The sequence below is a fragment of the Stappia sp. WLB 29 genome (assembly GCF_023507705.1).
Lineage (GTDB): Bacteria > Pseudomonadota > Alphaproteobacteria > Rhizobiales > Stappiaceae > Stappia.
This window is the reverse complement of the sequence record NZ_JALBGD010000003.1, coordinates 145,933-163,028: the sequence shown is the minus strand read 5'-3', so window position 1 is coordinate 163,028 and position 17,096 is coordinate 145,933. Positions and strand designations below refer to the sequence as shown.

15 protein-coding genes and 1 tRNA gene are annotated in these 17,096 nt (G+C 67.0%); 14 read left to right on the top strand and 2 right to left on the bottom strand.

Annotated features, from left to right (window positions below; all coding sequences use genetic code 11):
* The first annotated feature begins 125 nt into the window (after positions 1–125).
* The 3 genes from MNI96_RS07045 to trpB are packed head-to-tail and all read left to right on the top strand — an operon-like array spanning position 126 to position 4,326.
* Positions 126–2,408, top strand: a complete 2,283-nt coding sequence (locus MNI96_RS07045) for an NADP-dependent malic enzyme (protein WP_249691622.1) — start codon at positions 126–128, stop codon at positions 2,406–2,408.
* Positions 2,409–2,422: 14 nt separating this feature from the next.
* Positions 2,423–3,115: a phosphoribosylanthranilate isomerase gene (locus MNI96_RS07040; RefSeq protein ID WP_249691621.1), complete on the top strand. Its 693-nt coding sequence runs from the start codon at positions 2,423–2,425 to the stop codon at positions 3,113–3,115.
* Complete coding sequence (gene trpB, locus MNI96_RS07035) at positions 3,112–4,326, top strand: tryptophan synthase subunit beta (protein ID WP_249691620.1); 1,215 nt, start codon at positions 3,112–3,114, stop codon at positions 4,324–4,326. The genes MNI96_RS07040 and trpB overlap by 4 nt, the downstream gene beginning before the upstream one ends.
* 90 nt (positions 4,327–4,416) lie before the next feature.
* On the opposite strand, the gene MNI96_RS07030 is transcribed toward trpB, so the two are convergent.
* Positions 4,417–4,995, bottom strand: a complete 579-nt coding sequence (locus tag MNI96_RS07030) for a helix-turn-helix domain-containing protein (RefSeq protein ID WP_249691618.1) — start codon at positions 4,993–4,995, stop codon at positions 4,417–4,419.
* 301 nt (positions 4,996–5,296) lie between these two features.
* On the opposite strand from MNI96_RS07030, the gene MNI96_RS07025 reads away from it, so the two are divergent.
* From MNI96_RS07025 to MNI96_RS06985, 9 genes are all read left to right on the top strand, one after another.
* Positions 5,297–6,349 (top strand): TRAP transporter substrate-binding protein, encoded by a 1,053-nt coding sequence (locus MNI96_RS07025; protein ID WP_249691616.1) that lies wholly within the window; start codon positions 5,297–5,299, stop codon positions 6,347–6,349.
* A 3-nt stretch (positions 6,350–6,352) separates the two neighbouring features.
* On the top strand, positions 6,353–6,904 hold the full coding sequence (locus MNI96_RS07020; RefSeq protein WP_249691614.1) for a TRAP transporter small permease subunit: 552 nt from the start codon (positions 6,353–6,355) through the stop codon (positions 6,902–6,904).
* Positions 6,901–8,265, top strand: coding sequence for a TRAP transporter large permease (locus MNI96_RS07015; RefSeq protein WP_249691612.1), 1,365 nt, complete (start codon positions 6,901–6,903; stop codon positions 8,263–8,265). Before MNI96_RS07020 ends, MNI96_RS07015 begins: the two co-directional genes overlap by 4 nt.
* A 43-nt stretch (positions 8,266–8,308) precedes the next feature.
* Positions 8,309–8,692 (top strand): RidA family protein, encoded by a 384-nt coding sequence (locus MNI96_RS07010; RefSeq protein ID WP_185926361.1) that lies wholly within the window; start codon positions 8,309–8,311, stop codon positions 8,690–8,692.
* 8 nt (positions 8,693–8,700) lie between these two features.
* Complete coding sequence (locus tag MNI96_RS07005; RefSeq protein WP_249691610.1) at positions 8,701–9,267, top strand: MOSC domain-containing protein; 567 nt, start codon at positions 8,701–8,703, stop codon at positions 9,265–9,267.
* 3 nt (positions 9,268–9,270) lie between these two features.
* A complete protein-coding gene (locus tag MNI96_RS07000) occupies positions 9,271–10,233 on the top strand; it encodes a PDR/VanB family oxidoreductase (protein ID WP_249691608.1) in 963 nt (320 codons plus the stop codon).
* A gap of 303 nt (positions 10,234–10,536) precedes the next feature.
* Positions 10,537–10,613: transfer RNA gene (locus MNI96_RS06995), tRNA-Arg, on the top strand.
* A 145-nt stretch (positions 10,614–10,758) separates the two neighbouring features.
* The gene (locus tag MNI96_RS06990; protein WP_249691606.1) at positions 10,759–11,997 is read left to right on the top strand and encodes a hypothetical protein; all 1,239 of its coding nucleotides are present in this window, start codon (positions 10,759–10,761) and stop codon (positions 11,995–11,997) included.
* The gene (locus MNI96_RS06985) at positions 11,994–12,647 is read left to right on the top strand and encodes a hypothetical protein (protein ID WP_249691604.1); all 654 of its coding nucleotides are present in this window, start codon (positions 11,994–11,996) and stop codon (positions 12,645–12,647) included. The genes MNI96_RS06990 and MNI96_RS06985 overlap by 4 nt, the downstream gene beginning before the upstream one ends.
* Positions 12,648–12,828: 181 nt before the next feature.
* Here MNI96_RS06985 and MNI96_RS06980 read toward each other — a convergent pair whose 3' ends face one another.
* Complete coding sequence (locus MNI96_RS06980; protein WP_249691602.1) at positions 12,829–14,682, bottom strand: heavy metal translocating P-type ATPase; 1,854 nt, start codon at positions 14,680–14,682, stop codon at positions 12,829–12,831.
* A 170-nt stretch (positions 14,683–14,852) separates the two neighbouring features.
* Between MNI96_RS06980 and nikR the strand changes: the two genes are divergently transcribed.
* Together nikR and nikA are read left to right on the top strand one after the other, a co-directional pair.
* Positions 14,853–15,368 (top strand): nickel-responsive transcriptional regulator NikR, encoded by a 516-nt coding sequence (nikR, locus tag MNI96_RS06975; protein WP_249691600.1) that lies wholly within the window; start codon positions 14,853–14,855, stop codon positions 15,366–15,368.
* Between the two features lie 101 nt (positions 15,369–15,469).
* Positions 15,470–17,095, top strand: a complete 1,626-nt coding sequence (gene nikA, locus MNI96_RS06970; RefSeq protein ID WP_249691598.1) for a nickel ABC transporter substrate-binding protein — start codon at positions 15,470–15,472, stop codon at positions 17,093–17,095.
* Position 17,096: the final 1 nt, after the last annotated feature.

Genomic DNA, 17,096 nt, shown 5'->3' with positions numbered 1-17,096 from the left:
GTCCCCCGCCGCAGGTCCTCCCCGCTTTGTTGACCTCGGCCGCCAACTCGGCTTGAGCCTTGAATCCTCCGGGGATAAGGTCTGCGTCCGCCGCCGTGACGGCGCAATGATCTGGAGGAAACCGCATGCCGACGACGGACAAATCGGGCAAGAGCAACGTCAGTTTTACCGATCAGGAGGCATTGCAGTTCCACCAGCAGGGCCGTCCCGGCAAGCTGGAGGTCACCCCGACCAAGCCGATGGCGACCCAGCGCGACCTGTCGCTGGCCTATTCGCCGGGTGTCGCCGTTCCCGTGCGTGCCATCGCCGAGGACCCCTCGCGTGCCTTCGACTACACCACGCGCGGCAATCTGGTGGCGGTGATCTCCAACGGAACGGCCATTCTCGGCCTCGGCAATCTCGGCGCGCTCGCCTCCAAGCCGGTGATGGAAGGCAAGGCGGTGCTGTTCAAGCGCTTCGCCGACGTCGATTCCATCGACCTTGAGATCGACACCGAGGAGGTCGACGCCTTCGTCAACGCCGTGCGCTATCTCGGCCCGTCCTTCGGCGGCATCAACCTGGAGGACATCAAGGCGCCGGATTGCTTCATCATCGAGCAGCGCCTGCGCGAGCTGATGGACATTCCGGTCTTCCACGACGACCAGCACGGCACCGCGATCATCGCCGCCGCCGGCCTGATCAACGCGCTGCACCTGACGGGCCGCGACCTCGCCACCACCCGCGTGGTGTGCAACGGCGCCGGCGCGGCCGGCATCGCCTGCATCGAGCTGATCAAGGCGATGGGCGTGCCGCACGACAACGTCATCCTCTGCGACACCAAGGGCGTGATCTACAAGGGCCGCACGGAAGGCATGAACCAGTGGAAGTCCGCCCATGCGGTGGAGACCGACGCGCGCAGCCTCTACGACGCGATGAAGGGCGCCGACGTCTTCCTCGGCGTGTCGGCCAAGGGCGCCTTGACCGAGGACATGCTGCGGGCGATGGCGCCGAACCCGATCATCTTCGCCATGGCCAACCCGGACCCGGAAGTCACCCCGGAGGAGGCCCATTCCGTGCGCGACGACGCCATCGTCGCGACGGGCCGCTCCGACTATCCCAACCAGGTCAACAACGTCCTCGGCTTTCCCTACATCTTCCGTGGCGCGCTCGACGTCCAGGCGACGACGATCAACGACGAGATGAAGGTCGCCTGCGCCCATGCGCTGGCCGCGCTGGCGCGCGAGGAAGTGCCGGACGAGGTCGCCGCCGCCTATCGCGGCAACCGTCCCAAGTTCGGCCCCGAATACATCATTCCGGTGCCCTTCGACCCGCGCCTGATCTCCACCATCCCGCCGGCGGTGGCCCAGGCGGCGATGGACAGCGGCGTCGCCCGCCGGCCGATCGTCGACATGGAGGCCTACCGCCACCAGCTTTCGGCCCGGCGCGATCCGGTCGCCGGCACCCTGCAGCGGATCTTCTCCAAGGTGCGCCAGCAGCCCAAGCGCGTCGTCTTCGCCGAAGGCGAGGAGGAGCCGGTGATCCGCGCGGCGGCGAGCTTCGTCGCGCAAGGGCTCGGCGAGGCGATCCTGATCGGCCGCGAGGACGAGGTGCGCGAGGTCGCGGCCAGCGCCGGCGTCGATCTGGAGCGCGGCGGCATCCGCATCCTCAACGCGCGCCTGTCGACCCGCAATTCCGACTATGCCGAGTATCTCTATTCGCGCCTGCAGCGCCGCGGCTACCTGCTGCGCGACTGCCAGCGGCTGGTCAACAACGACCGCAACTACTGGGGCGCGATCATGGTGGCGCGGGGCGATGCCGATGCCATGGTCACCGGCCTCACCCGCAACTACTCGGTCGCCCTCGACACGGTCCGCAGCGTCGTCGACACCAAGCCCGGCCACCGGGTGATCGGCGTGTCGCTGGCCCTGTGCCGCGGCCGCACCGTGCTGGTCGCCGACACGGCGGTGATCGACATGCCGACCTCCGAGGAACTGGCCGACATCGCCGAGGAGGCCGCCCATGTCGCCCGCCGTCTCGGCTACGAGCCGCGCGTCGCCATGCTCGCCTACTCCACCTTCGGCCATCCGCGCGGCGAGCGCTCGGAAAAGGTCATCGAGGCGGTGAAGATCCTCGACCGGCGCCGCGTCGACTTCGAATATGACGGCGAGATGGGCGCCGATGTCGCGCTCAACATGGACAAGATGGCGGCCTATCCGTTCTGCCGCCTCAGCGGCCCGGCCAACGTCCTGGTCATGCCGGCGTTCCACTCGGCCTCGATCTCCACCAAGATGCTGCAGGAGCTCGGCGGCTCGACGGTGATCGGCCCGCTGCTCGTCGGCCTCGACAAGCCGGTGCAGATCCTGCCCATCGGCGCCAAGGACAGCGACATCGTCAACATGGCGGCCATCGCCGCATACAACGTGACGTAAGGGATACGGAAACGATGAGCGAACGCGGCCTCGTCAAGATCTGCGGTCTGTCGACCGAAGAGACGCTCGACGCCGCGCTTGCAGCCGGGGCCGACATGATCGGCCTCGTCTTCTTCGAAAAGAGCCCGCGCAACGTGTCGCTCGAGGTTGCGGCGCGGCTTGCCGGGCGCGCCCGCGGCCGGGCCGAGATCGTGGTGCTGACGGTCGATGCGGACGATGCGCTGTTGGACGCCATCGTGGCGTCCGTACGGCCCGACTGGCTGCAGCTGCACGGGCGCGAGAGCCCGGCGCGCTGCGCGGAGCTGAAGGCGCGGCACGGCATCAGGATCATGAAGGCGCTGGGCATCTCGGCGGCCGAGGACATTGCCGCCGCCGCGCCCTATGTCGCCCATGCCGACCGGCTGCTCTTCGATGCCAAGCCGCCGAAGGGCGCGGTGCTGCCGGGCGGCAACGGCGTCAGCTTCGACTGGCGCCTGCTCAAGGGCCTTGACCTCGGCGTTCCGCTCATGCTTTCCGGTGGGCTGGATGCCGCGACGGTCGGCGAGGCGGTCCGCATCGGCGGGATCCGCGACGTCGACGTCTCCTCGGGCGTGGAGCGCGCGCGGGGCGTCAAGGACACGGAACTCATCAGGGCGTTCGTCGCGGCTGCACGCCGGGCGGTGCCGGGAGCGGCGTCTGACGCCGCCGAACAGGGACGCAGCGCATGACGATCCAGCAGAACACCTTCCGCTCCGGTCCGGACGAGCGCGGCCATTTCGGCATTTTCGGCGGCCGCTACGTCGCCGAGACCTTGATGCCGCTGATCCTCGATCTCGAGCAGGCCTACAAGGACGCCAAGGCCGATCCGGCCTTCCAGGCCGAGATCGACAATCTCAACACGCATTACACCGGCCGGCCCTCGCCGCTCTATTTCGCCGAGCGCCTGACGGCCGAGCTCGGCGGCGCGAAGATCTATTTCAAGCGCGACGAGCTCAACCACACCGGCAGCCACAAGATCAACAACTGCCTCGGCCAGATCCTGCTGGCCCGGCGCATGGGCAAGACCCGCATCATCGCCGAGACCGGCGCCGGCCAGCACGGCGTCGCCACCGCCACCGTCTGCGCCCGCTTCGGCCTTCCCTGCGTCGTCTATATGGGCGCCACCGACGTCGAGCGGCAGAAGCCCAACGTCTTCCGCATGAAGCTGCTCGGCGCGGAGATCGTTCCGGTCACCGCCGGCGCCGGCACGCTCAAGGACGCGATGAACGAGGCGCTGCGCGACTGGGTGACCAATGTCGCCGACACCTACTACCTGATCGGCACCGCCGCCGGTCCCCATCCCTATCCGGAGATGGTGCGCGACTTCCAGTCGGTGATCGGCACGGAAACCCGCGAGCAGATCCTGCAGGCCGAAGGCCGCCTGCCGGATGCTCTCGTCGCCGCCGTCGGCGGCGGCTCCAACGCCATCGGCCTGTTCCATCCCTTCCTCGATGATCCTCAGGTCGCCATCTACGGCGTCGAGGCGGGCGGCAAGGGGCTGGAGGGCGAGGAGCACTGCGCCTCGCTCAATGCCGGCAAGCCCGGCGTACTGCACGGCAACCGCACCTATCTGCTGCAGGACGACGACGGCCAGATCCTCGAGGGCCACTCGATCTCCGCCGGCCTCGACTATCCGGGCATCGGGCCGGAGCATTCCTGGCTGCGCGACACCGGCCGCGTCACCTATGTGCCGGCGACCGACAACGAGGCGATGGAGGCGTTCCAGCTGCTGACCCGGGTCGAGGGCATCATCCCGGCGCTGGAGCCGGCCCATGCGCTGGCCCAGGTGATGAAGCTGGCGCCGACCATGTACAAGGACCAGATCATCGTCATGAACTTGTGCGGGCGCGGCGACAAGGACGTGTTCACGGTGGGCAAGCTGCTCGGCTTCGACCTGTAAGCCGCCTTATTTCGGCTCGACCTTCGAAAAAAGGCCCCGGCGATGGTCTCGCCGGGGCCTTTTGCATGTCCGCTGGTGCAAGATGCCCGCTCAGGGGCCGCTGACGGCGATCAGCACGCAGGTGTTTTCCTCCAGCCGCCGCACCTGGTGGCGCAAGGGGCCGGGAAACTGCACCGAGTCTCCCTTGGCCAACACGATGTTCTCCTCCGGGAAGGAGATCTCCACCCGCCCTTCGACGACGAACAGCAGCTCCTCGCCGCGGTGCTCGGCCTCGGGCTCCTCGCGCAGCTCGTCCGGCGGATACATCAGGAACACTTCCAGCCCCGAGCTGCCGTGGCCCTGGGTCAGCAGCCGCATGTGATAGCTGTCGTCGCGCGCGGTCAGCTCGTCGCGCTCGTCGGCGCGGGTGACGAAGACCAGCCTGTGCTCCTCCGCCGCGCCGAACAGCTGGGCGACGGAGACGTCCAGCGCCGCCGCGATGCGCAGGATGATGGCGATGGACGGCACCTTGATGCCGCGCTCCACCCGCGACAGGTAGCCCTTGTCGAGTGTTGCATCGAGCGCCAGCTGCGACAGCGACAGGTTTTTGTCCTGCCGCAGCGCTCTGATCGCCCTGCCGAGACCGATCCCGGTCGGCAGGGTCAGTTTCTCCGCCGCATCGCGTGCCATCTAAAGCGCCATCCTTTCCTGCCGGGGCGGCCGCCTCCTCGCGGGGCAGCCCGTGGTTCCGGCCAATATACTGGCGCCCGGCCGGAAAAACAGGCGCAGCGGGTTTCGCGCCAGGCCGGGCAAAATCACGAGCCTTGTCCTATAGGCAACGATGTTTATGGCGTCCAGAGGGGCGCCCCGGTAAATCTGGCATGTCCCTTGCTCATATTGCCGCATAGGCCGTGAAAACGCCCGGCGGCCGATTTTCTGGTTGCCTATTAGGCAACGTTGTCTACAAATCGGGCATGCAGGGGAACGACACATGACGATCACTGGACTTCTGCGTGGAGCCGCGATCGCGCTTCTGGCGACGACCGCATTCGGGACCGTGGCAAAGGCCGAGGACGCCAAGGTCAAATGGAAGATGGCAGGCACCTTCTCCAGTTCGCTGCCGCAGCTCGGCACGCTCGGCAAGCGGCTGGAGGCACAGATCGCCAGGGTATCCGGCGGCAGCATCGAGATCCGCTTCTTCGAGCCCAGCGCCCTGGTGCCGCCGCTCGAGACCTTCGACGCGGTCTCCGTCGGCGCCATCGACGCGGCCTTCTCCACCCCCGGGTTCTGGGGCGGCAAGGTGCCGGCGCTGCAGGTCTTCGCGGCCCTGCCCTTCGGCCCGTCCTCGCCCGAATACATGGCCTGGTTCTATTTCGGCGGCGGCAAGGAGATCTTCGACGAGATCTACGGCAAGTACGGCATCAAGTCGGTGATGTGCGGCATGCTGGCGCCCGAGGGCTCCGGCTGGTTCCGCAACGAGATCAAGAGCGTGGACGAGCTCGCCGGCCTCAAGCTGCGCTTCTTCGGCCTCGGCGCCAAGGCGCTGGAGAAGTTCGGCGTCTCGGCCCAGCTGCTCGCGGCTCCCGACGTCTATCCCGCGCTGGAGCGCGGTGTCATCGACGGCCTGGAATTCGTGCAGCCGGCCATCGACCTCAACATGGGCTTCTGGCAGATCGCCAAGCACTATTACTTCCCCGGCTGGCACCAGCAGTCGACCTTCTTCGACCTGATGATCAACAAGGACCGCTGGGACGCCTTGACCGAGACCCAGCAGGCCCAGATCGAGGCCGTGTGCGGCGACAACGTGCGCTACGGTATCGCCGAGGGCGAGGCGATCCAGCTGCCGGCGCTCAAGGAGCTGCAGGAAAAGGGCGTGCAGCTGCATCGCTGGTCGGACGAGGACCTGGCCAAGCTGAAGGCCGCGTCCGAAGAGGTCATCGCCGAGCAGGTCGCGGCCGATCCCGACTTCAAGCGGGCCTACGAGAGCTTCTCCAGCTTCCGGGCGGACTACGCCACCTGGAAGGAGCTGGGGTACCTCAAGTAAGCCATGACCCTCCTTCTGGCTTCGGCCCAATTCCTGAAGGCGTTCGCGCGGCGGTTGGGACAGGCGGCGGCATGGTTCGTCGTCCTCCTGATCCTGACCGTCGTCGTGGATGTGATCACGCGCCGCTTCGTGGTGCTCGGCTCGACCAAGCTGCAAGACCTGGAGTGGCATTTCCATGCCGCTCTGTTCCTCTTCTCCCTCGGCTATGCCTATGTCGAGGGAGAGCATGTGCGCATCGACGTGCTGCAGGCCCGCTTCGGCGAGACGACCGTCGCGGTCGTCGAGCTGATCGGCGCGCTGCTCTTCGTCGTGCCGTTCTGCGTGATCGTGCTCTATTACGGCTGGACCTTCGTGGAGCGCTCCTACCTGCTCGGCGAAGCCTCGGCCTCGCAGACGGGCCTTGCCCATCGCTGGATCATCAAGTCGGCCCTGCTCGTCGGGTTCGTCGCGCTGCTGTCGGCAGCGCTCGGCGTCATCGCAGAGCAGATCGCCCGGCTGATGGGGGCCGCGCCCCCGCCGGCGCCTCCCTCCCGGCACGAGGAGGTGGGCCTGTGAGCACGTTCGAAGTCGTGTTGCCGCTGACCATGCTCGGCGGCCTGGTGCTGATCCTGTTCTCCGGCTTTCCCGTCGCCTTCTGCCTTGCCGGCGTCGGTCTTGCCTTCGCCGCCCTCGGCGGTGCGCTCGACATGTTCTATCCCATGCAGCTGTTCCTCATCGTCAGCCGCATCTGGGGGTCGATCGCGGAGAACCTCGTCCTCGTGGCCATCCCCATGTTCATCTTCATGGGGATCATGCTGGAAAAGAGCGGGGTGGCCCGCCACCTGCTGGAAATCCTCTCGGTGCTGATGCGCCGGGTGCCCGGCGGCCTGGCGCTCGCCGTCGTGCTGATGGGCACCATCATGGCGGCGACGACCGGCATCGTCGGCGCCTCGGTGGTGATGCTGGCCATGCTCGCCCTGCCGGTGATGGTCGACCGGGGCTACGACAAGGGCATGACCTCCGGCGTCATCGCCGCCTCCGGCACGCTCGGCATCCTCATCCCGCCCTCGATCATGCTGGTGGTGATGGGCGACATGCTGGCGATCCCGGTCGGCGATCTCTTCGCCGGCGCGGTCATTCCCGGCCTGCTGCTTTCCGGCCTCTACCTGGTCTTCATCGTCGTCATGGCGCTGATCCGGCCGGACCGCATGCCGCGGATGGCAAAGCCGGGGGACGAGACCGCCGGCGACATCTGGATGCTGGTGCTCAAGGGCTTCGTGCCGCCCACCCTGCTGGTGGTCTTCGTACTCGGCTCCATCGTCGGCGGCCTTGCCACCCCGACGGAGGCCGCCGGCATCGGCGCCTTCGGGGCAACGCTCCTTGCCCTGTTCAACGGCCGGCTGAGCCTCGGGCTCCTGCGCGAGGTGGCGCGGGGCACGGCGCTCACCAATGCGATGATCTTCGGCATCTTCTGCGGTGCGACGCTGTTTTCCTACGTCTTCCGCGAGCTCGGCGGCGACGACGCCATCATCCATGTGATCGACCTGCTCGACCTGCATGACTGGACGCTCGTCGTCCTGCTGATGGCGATCGTCTTCCTGCTCGGCTTCTTCTTCGACTGGCTGGAGATCACTCTGATCATTCTGCCCGTCTTCCGGCCCATCGTCATGTCCCTCGACCTCGGCGACACGGTGCCCTCCGACCAGCTGCTGCTGTGGTTCGCCGTCGTCGTCGCGGTCAACCTGCAGACCTCCTACCTCACGCCTCCCTTCGGGCCGGCGCTGTTCTACCTGCGGCAGGCAGGCCACGCCCATCTCACCCTGGGAGACATCTACAAGGGGGTGATCCCCTTCACGCTTCTCCAGCTCACCGGCCTCGGGCTCTGCCTGCTGTTCCCGGCGCTGGTTCTCTGGCTGCCCGGCGCCCTCGGTTACTGAAGCAGGCGCCGGGCCCCGCCCAACCCAACCCGAAAGGAAACGCATGTCCCGTACTGTCATCGCCCCGCCCTCCGTCACCGTGCCCGGCGTGCCGCTGTCGCCGGCCGTCGCCTATGGCGATCTCGTCTTCGTCTCCGGCCAGTTGCCCATCGACCCGGCGACCGGCCAGCTGGTGGAGGGTGTCGAGGCGCAGACCCAGGCCTCGCTCGACAACCTCAGGACCGTGCTGGAAGCCGCCGGCGCCTCGCTCGCCTCGGTGCTCAAGACGACGGTCTTCCTGAAGAACATGGACGATTTCGCCGCCATGAACGGCGTCTACGCCAAGGCCTTCCCGAGCGAGCCGCCGGCCCGCTCGGCGATCGAGGTCGCGCGCCTGCCCAAGGATGCGCTGGTCGAGATCGAAGCCGTCGCCGTGCGGGTGAAGTGAGGTCCGTCATGGCAAGCGAAGCACCCGAAATGGTCGAAGCCTTCAGCCACCCGGCCGCCATCGTTGCGCTGGGCCGGCGGGGCGGCGTCACCGGCTGGACCGGCGAGCTGCTGCACATCCACATCGCGCCGGAAGCCAGCTTCGAGATGGAGGAGCTGGACGAGGCGGTCTGCGTTGCCGGCCGCGGCATCGAGGGCGACCGCTATTTCCTCGGAACCGGCACCTATTCCGCCCGTCCCGACGTGCGCGAGGTGACATTGATCGAGCAGGAGGCGCTGGATGCGCTCGCCCGCAACGATCCCCCGCTCCAGTCCGGCCCGGTGGTGCTGGAGCCGGTCGACCACCGGCGCAACCTGACGGTGCGCGGCGTGCCGCTGAACCACCTGGTCGGCCGGCGCTTCCGCGTCGGCGAGGTGATCCTGCGCGGCGGCCGGCTCAACTTCCCGTGCAAGTATCTGGAGACGCTGCTGGGCATGGAGGTCTTCCTGCCGCTCTACAACCGCTCCGGCCTCAATTGCGGCATCGAGAAGGGCGGCACCATCCGCCCCGGCGACACCATCGAGATGCTGGACTGAGCCATGGTCGCGAGGCTTGTCATGAAGCTCAAGGTCGCGGAGCTGCGCCGGGAAGCGGGCGATGTCCTCGCGATCCGTCTCGAGCATCCGCGCCGGCCCCAGCTGCCGGCGTGGACCGCCGGGGCGCATGTGGACGTGCATGTGCCCGGCCTCGGCGTGCGGCACTATTCGCTCTGGGGCGACCCGGACGACCGCAGCCACTACCTCATCGCCGTCCGGCGGGAGGAGGCCGGGCGCGGCGGTTCCGCCTGGCTGCACGCGGCGCTGGCGCCGGACGCCTTGCTGACGGTCGCCGCCCCGCGCAACCATTTCGAGCTGCCGGAGGTGCCCCGCCGCACGCTTCTCGTTGCCGGCGGCATCGGCGTCACGCCGCTCTTGGCGATGGCGCGCCGGCTGGCCCGCCAAAACACCCATCAGACCAATGACTTTGCCTTCCACTATTGCGCAAGGTCGCGCGCCGCCGCCCCGCTGCTGGACGAGGTCGCGGCCGTCTGCGGCTCTCGTCTCGTCACCTGGTTTCCGGAGGAGGGGCGCCGGTTCGATGCGTCCGCCGTGCTTGCGGCGGAGCCTGCCGAGGCCGACGTCCTCGTCTGCGGGCCGCCGCGCCTTGCCGAGGCCGTCGAGGCGGCGGTGGCGGCGCGCGGCTGGCCGGCCGAGTGTTTCCATACCGAGCGGTTCGCGGCGCTCGACCCCGGCGATTTCGTGCCCGAGCCCTTCGAGGCGGTGATCGCCTCCACCGGCGCGGTCCTTCCCGTCCCGGCGGAGCGCAGCCTCGTTGCCGTGCTGGCGGAAGGCGGCATCGCGCTGCCGACCTCGTGCGAATCCGGCGTCTGCGGCTCGTGCGAATGCGGCTACCTGCAAGGCGAGGTCGTCCACCGCGACGTGGTGCTCGACGCCAGGCGCCAGAAGACCTGGCTGATGCCCTGCGTCTCCCGCGGCCGCGGCCGCATCGTCCTCGATCTGTAGGGGGCCGCTCGCCCGTTCGGCGCATCGAGCCGCCTGCCCGGCAACCGGAGCCGATGGACGGCGGCAGACCGACAGCCTGCCGGCTGGCCGCGTCTTCTGGCCTTTGCCGGCCGTTCTCCCCGGCCACGGCAGCCCGCCTGCCGACCTTGCCGCTGCCTGCCCAGCTCGGCGGCGGGCCGCCGGTTATCCCGTGCGGCGGGAGGGGCCAATTCGCCGGTTGATGCGGCTGGCGCGATCCTGTAAGAACGCTTCGCATCCCCGGTGTCGAACAGGCACCGCGTCCGCGGGTCCACCCCGCCGGAAGCACCCGTAGCTCAGCTGGATAGAGCGCTGCCCTCCGAAGGCAGAGGTCACAGGTTCGAATCCTGTCGGGTGCGCCAAATTTTCCGACAATTTCTGCAACCTACCCGCTGCTGACGAAGGCGCGGGCAGGTCATGGGTAGGCTGTGAGGCAGTTCGCCGAAGCCCATGCCATCGATCAACTTAGTCGTTCGCTTTCGCCTGCGACCATGGCACGATGATTGAATGCACATGCTATCGCACCATAACCGCTCCGAGTTTTTGGCTTGCCCGCAGCTAATTAGATTCGAATACGCCAGTGGTCGCGACGGCTTTGAACCGATCCTTCTTATCAAGGGCAGCACCGTCCTTCTAAAATACGTCGTCCTTGGTGCACGCATGCAGCTTGGTTTCGCTATGTGCGACGGACGTTTGCTCTATGCGTTGAAAATCTGCGACGACGGTGACGATGGCGGCGTTCTTTGGTCGATTGCAGAACGCGAAGAAGAATTGAACGGCATTCGCGGATTGATGCGTGGCGAGCCATTGGTGTCGTTCCTGTTCAATGAACTGGCCGTCAACGTCGCTTGGAACAATCTGCCCACAGTCAGCAAATTGGACCGCCTTGCCGCGTGGGCGGATAACGCCGCGCTAGGTCGCGTCGATCATGTGGCGAGAAGGGAAACGGTTGGGCCGATGGTTAACCGCTTTCACAATTCTGGCGTCAGCAACGACGAATGGTTGGTTTTGGAAGTCGGCGAAAAGTCCGATTGGAAGGCTGTCCACAATCACTTCATAACGGCTTGCGCTTCGTCCAGCCTCATTCACCTGTTCGATGATGACGAAGGCAATCAGCAAGAGCAGTTGGGCGTTTGGTTGACCGACAACCTTCAACCTTCGGGTGTCTATCACAGCCCGCAAATTCCCAAGGGGAAGGGAACGCGTGAACTAACCGACATTCTGTTGAGCCACGAGTTCGGTGCGGTGTTGATTGAATCGAAGACCCTTTCTGTTTTGGCGCGCGAACAACTACCGAATAGGGCGAAGCTGAAGCGCGACGTTACGGCTCATATCGAAAAGGCGTTCAACCAACTTCGCGGTGCTATCCGTAAGATTAAGGCCAACGTGCCTGTGACAAGCTTGAAAGGTGAGACGCTGAATGTCGAGCGGGAACACCCTGCCCACGCTATAGTCTTAATTCCCGATTTGGACTTTGTGGACGACCGCGCCACCTACGGTTTAGATTTCATGAAAGATTTCATGCGCGCGACCGGCGGGTTTGCTCATTTGCTCGACGTTGCGGAGTTGCTTCGCATAGTCCAAGCCGCCGAGATGATAGCGGAACGGGGCAAAACGACCACGCCGATGATGGCTTTCGACTATTACTTGGTGGAGCGCGCAAAGAAGGCCGCTGCCGCTGGGACGTTGTGCATTGAAGTGTTGCTTCGGTTTGTTGACCAAACATCGGATAGCGGTTCAGTATGACCAAAACAACTGGGTTGAATTGGCGGCGTTGGCGCAAGGTCGGTGTATGGATTGTTGGACTACCTCTAGTAGGCGCGATAGCAAGTGCCGTCGTATTGAACCCAGCGAACTTCTTCGGAGGTCTTCGCGCCATCCCCGGCGAATTCCGTAAAACGTCCGATGAATTTTGGGGTTGGTATCATAACGATGCCGCTTGGACTGGCTATTGGACCAACAGCCCTGAAGGCTACGTTGACGCGCCCGACATGAACCTTTCCGACGAAAGCATGGTCGTTGATTTGATCGTGGAGAAGGGCGTTATTGACGGCACTATATCGACCAAGCCGATTTGCGGAGCTACGCCTTTCAACGAGTTCTTCCTTGTTCGTGGCACCATAAGCGGTAGCAAATCCGCCACCATCATTGTTTGGGATATTTTCCAAGGCGATAAGGCCGACATTGCGAAGCTGGAATTGCGGCGCGACGGCGTAATTTTGACTGTCGTTCCAAAGGAAGGGACGACGCGCCTGTTTCCTAAGGAAGCGCGGCTTGCGCTTGATCCGACGAAACAAGGCAGCACTGAAACTGGTAGAGGTGAGTTTTGTGAAGGCAAGCGTGAAGATGTAGTCAAGTCTTTATCGGAGACGGCGAAGGACGCTGCAAAGAAATAGGCGAAGGCGCAACGATGAACGGGACAATTATCATTGCCATTATTACGGCTATAGGCAGGTAGCATTATTGCCGCCGCGCAACGCCGCCGCCCGCACAGCGCTATCGGCAACAAGCCGCCGGTTGGAGGGGCAATCTGCCGAAGGCCATATATATTTTGTCACTGGGACCAGCCATACCCCCTCACTCCGGCCGCACGCGAAGGGCCCGAAGGGCGTTGAGGATCACGGCGACGTCGATCGCCTCCTGCAGCAGGGCGCCTTGCACCGGCGTCAGGTAGCCGAAGGCGGCGGCGATCATGCCCAGCACCGACAGGCCGATGCCGGCGACGACGCTTTCCAGCGCGATCCGCCGCGCGGCGCGGGCGATCGTCATGCCGGCGCCGAGTTGCCCGATCCGGTCGACCAGCAGCACCACGTCCGCCGCCTCGGCCGAGGCCGCCGCCCCGCGCGCGCCCATGGCAACGCCGACATCGGCCGCCGCAAGTGCCGGCGCGTCGTTGACGCCGTCGCCCACCATCATCACCGGGCCGTTCTTGCGTTCGGTGAGGACCAGCAGCACCTTCTGGTCGGGCGTCAGCCCGGCGCGCAGCCCGTCGAGGCCGAGCCCCTGCGTCACCCGTTCGGCCACGTCCGCCCGGTCGCCGGTCGCCAGCAGGATCCGCTCGATGCCGCCGCGCCGCAGCCCGGCCAGCATGGCGCCGACGCCCTCGCGCAACGGGTCCGACATCACCAGATGCCCGGCCAGCCGTCCGTCCACCGCCACCGCGACGACCACCGCCCCGGCGGCGATCTCCGGCAGCGGGCCCGGCGTCTTCCCGCCGACAAGCCGCGCGACGAAGCCTGTGACGAAGCCGTGGCCGCCGACGACGACCGCGCGCCCCTCGACCTCGCCGCTCACCCCTTCGCCGGCGGTCTCGCTCACCGCCAGCGGCACGGCGAGCGCCAGGCCCTGCTCGCGCGCGGCGGCGACGATGGCCTGGGCGACCGGGTGCTTCGAGGCCTGGTCCAGCGAGGCGGCAAGGCGCAGCAGCTCCGCCTCGCCCAGGCCGTCCGCGGCCTCGATGGCGACGATCCGCGGTCGCCCGTCGGTCAGCGTGCCGGTCTTGTCGAGGATCAGCGTGCGGATGCGCGCCATGGTCTCCAGCGGCCCGGCGCCCTTGATCAGCACGCCGAAATGCGCCGCCCGCGACAGGCCGGCGACCAGCGCCACCGGCACGGCGAGGATCAACGGACAGGGCGTTGCCACCACCAGCACGGCGACGGCGCGGATCGGGTCGCCCGTCGCCCACCAGGCGCTGATTGCAATGGCCAGCGTCACGGCGAGAAAGCCCAGCGACCAGCGGTCGGCGAGCCGCGACATCGGCGCCTTCGAGCGCTGCGCCGCCTCCACCAGGCGGACGATGCCGGCATAGGTGCTTTCGGCCGCGCGGCGGGTGGCGGTCATGTCGAACGCCTCGCCCGCATTGGTCGACCCGCTCATCGCCTCATGGCCCTGCGCCAGGCGCTGCGGCAGGGATTCGCCGGTCAGCGCCGAGGTGTCGAGGAAGGCGGTTTCGGAGGCCAGCGTGCCGTCGACCGGCACCACGTCGCCCTGCCGGATCAGCAGCCGGTCGCCGGGGCGGATCTCACTGAGCGGCACATCCTCCAGCGCGCCGCCGCGATAGCGCGTCGCCGTGCGCGGCACCCGCGACAGCAGGTCGTGCATCTCGCGCCGCGCCCGCCCTTCGGCAAAGCTTTCCAGGAAGGTGCCGCCCGAATACATCACCGCGACCACGGCCGCCGCCAGCGTTTCGCCGAAGGCGAGCGCCGCGCTCATCGACAGCGCCGCGACGATGTCGAGACCGACCTCGCCGCGTCCGATGCTGCGCACGATCTCCACGACCAGCGCGGCGAGCGCCGGCACCACGCCGGCGAACCAGACGAGGCGTGCGGTCTCGCCCTGGCCGGCCAGATGAAGGACGAGGCCGCCGGCCAGCCCACCGACGGCAAGGATCAGGATCGCCGTCTTGAAACGGTCGGTCGCGCTGCGCTCCATGCGGCAATTCCCCTTGGCTGGCGGCATCATCGCGCGCGGCGGCGGGCCCGTCGAGCCTGTCCGGCGTCGCATGCCTGTCGCAGGCATGCCGTTCGCTGCCGGCCCGGCGGGGCAGCATCGCCCGTCCGCTTCTGCTATGGTCGCGCCGCACGGCGGAACGGAAAGGTGTCATGGAACGTATCACGATCACGGTCGACGAGGATTTGTTGCGGGAGATCGACGCCCTCAGCGAGAAGCGCGGCTATGCCAGCCGCTCCGAGATCTTCCGCGACATGGCCCGCGAGGCGCTGGCGCGCGAGGCGATCGGCCCGGACGGCGAGCTCGACAACGACCGCCCCTGCTACGGCGCGCTCACCTATGTCTACGACCACGGCATCCGCGACCTGCCCAACCGGCTGACCGACAACCACCACGCCCATCACGCGCTGTCGGTCGCCACCACCCATGTGCATGTCAGCGCCGAGAACTGCCTGGAAGTGTCGATCCTGGCCGGCACCGCCGGCGAGCTGCGCCGCTTCGCCGACAGCGTGACCAGCCAGCGCGGCGTGCGGCACGGCAGCCTGCATGTCTTTCCCGCCGCGCCCGGCGAGACGCTGCTGCTGCGCGGCCAGCCCCATGCCCACCATCACACCCACGGGCACACCCACGGGCATGACCAGGACAACGAGCCCGGCCACGACCGCTGACCTTCCAATCGCGCCTTGACCGGTAGGGGAGCTTGACCGGACGGGGCGGTATGATGTTATTGAAATAACTCACACCGTCTCTCCTGTCCCGAAAGTTTCCGATGTTCGAGGTTTTCCGCGGCGCAGCGCGCGCTCTTGTCCGCTCCGCTCTCTTTGCCGGCCTGAGTCTCCCCTCGATCCTCGCCCCCGTATCATCGCCGGCCGGCGCCGCCGAGGGTCCGGACCTCGCCTTTTCCTGGCCGCTCAATGCCGGTCCGCTCAATCCGCATCTCTATTCGCCGAACCAGATGTTCGCGCAGTCCATGGTCTACGAGCCGCTGGTGCGCTACCGCGCGGACGGCACGGTCGTGCCCTGGCTGGCGGCCTCCTGGGACGTGTCGGAGGGCGGGCGCGTCTACACCTTTGCGCTGCGCGAGGGCGTGACCTTTTCCAACGGCGAGCCCTTCGATGCCGCCGCTGCCAAGGCGAATTTCGACGCGATCCTCGCCAACCGCTCCCGTCATGCCTGGCTGGAGCTCGCCAACCAGATCGTCTCGGCTAAGGTCGCCGGCCCGCATCTGTTGCGGCTGACGCTCAAGGACGCCTATTACCCGGTGCTGCAGGAACTGGCGCTGCCCCGCCCCTTCCGCTTCGTCGCACCCTCGCAGTTCGTCGAAGGCGGCACCAAGGACGGCATTGTGGCCCCCATCGGCACCGGCCCCTGGGTGCTGAGCGAAACCTCGCTCGGCGAGCGCGACGTCTTCGTGCGCAACGAGGCCTATTGGGGCGACAGGCCGGCCTATGCCTCGGTCACGGTCAAGGTCATCCCCGATCCCAACACCCGCGCCATCGCCTTCGAGACCGGCGAGATCGACCTGATCTACGGCACCGACGGGCCGGTCTCGCCGGACACGTTCGAGCGCTTTCGTTCCATGGGCGAGCGGGCCGGCATCGCCGCCGCCCTGTCGGAGCCGCTGGAAAGCCGGGTCCTGGCGCTGAACACCAATCGCGGCGCCACGCGCGATCTTGCCGTGCGCCGGGCGATCAACCACGCGGTCGACAAGGACACGATGATCGCCACCGTGCTCTACGGCACCCAGCGCCGCGCCGACACGCTGTTCGCGCCCAACGTGCCGTATGCCGATATCGGCCTTGCGCCCTACCCTTACGACCTCGAGGAGGCGCGCCGCCTGCTGGAAGAGGCCGGCTGGACCGCTTCCGGCGACGGCGGCATCCGCGAGAAGGACGGCGCGCGGCTCAGCATCGAGCTCTGCTTCGTCGGCACGGATGCGGTCGCCAAGTCGATGGCCGAGATCGTCCAGGCGGACCTGCGCCGCGTCGGCATCGAGGTCCTGCTCACCGGCGAGGAGGAGAGCAGCATCTATGCCCGCCAGCGCGACGGCCGCTTCGGCATGATCTTCAATCGCACCTGGGGCGCGCCCTACGATCCGCATGCCTTCGTCAGCTCCATGCGCCTGCCCTCCCATGCCGATTACCAGGCCCAGCTCGGCCTCGCCGACAAGGCCGAGATCGACGCGATGATCGGCCGGGCACTCGTCAGCACCGACGAGGCGGCGCGGCAGGAGATCTACCGCGATCTCCTCACCCGCCTGCACGATCAGGCGGTCTACCTGCCGCTGACCTATGTCACCGCCATCGCGGTGGCGCGCAAGGAGGTCGGCCCGGTGCCCTTCGGCGCCATGTCGAGCGAGATCCCCTTCGATCGTCTCGCCCCGGCGGCGGACTGAT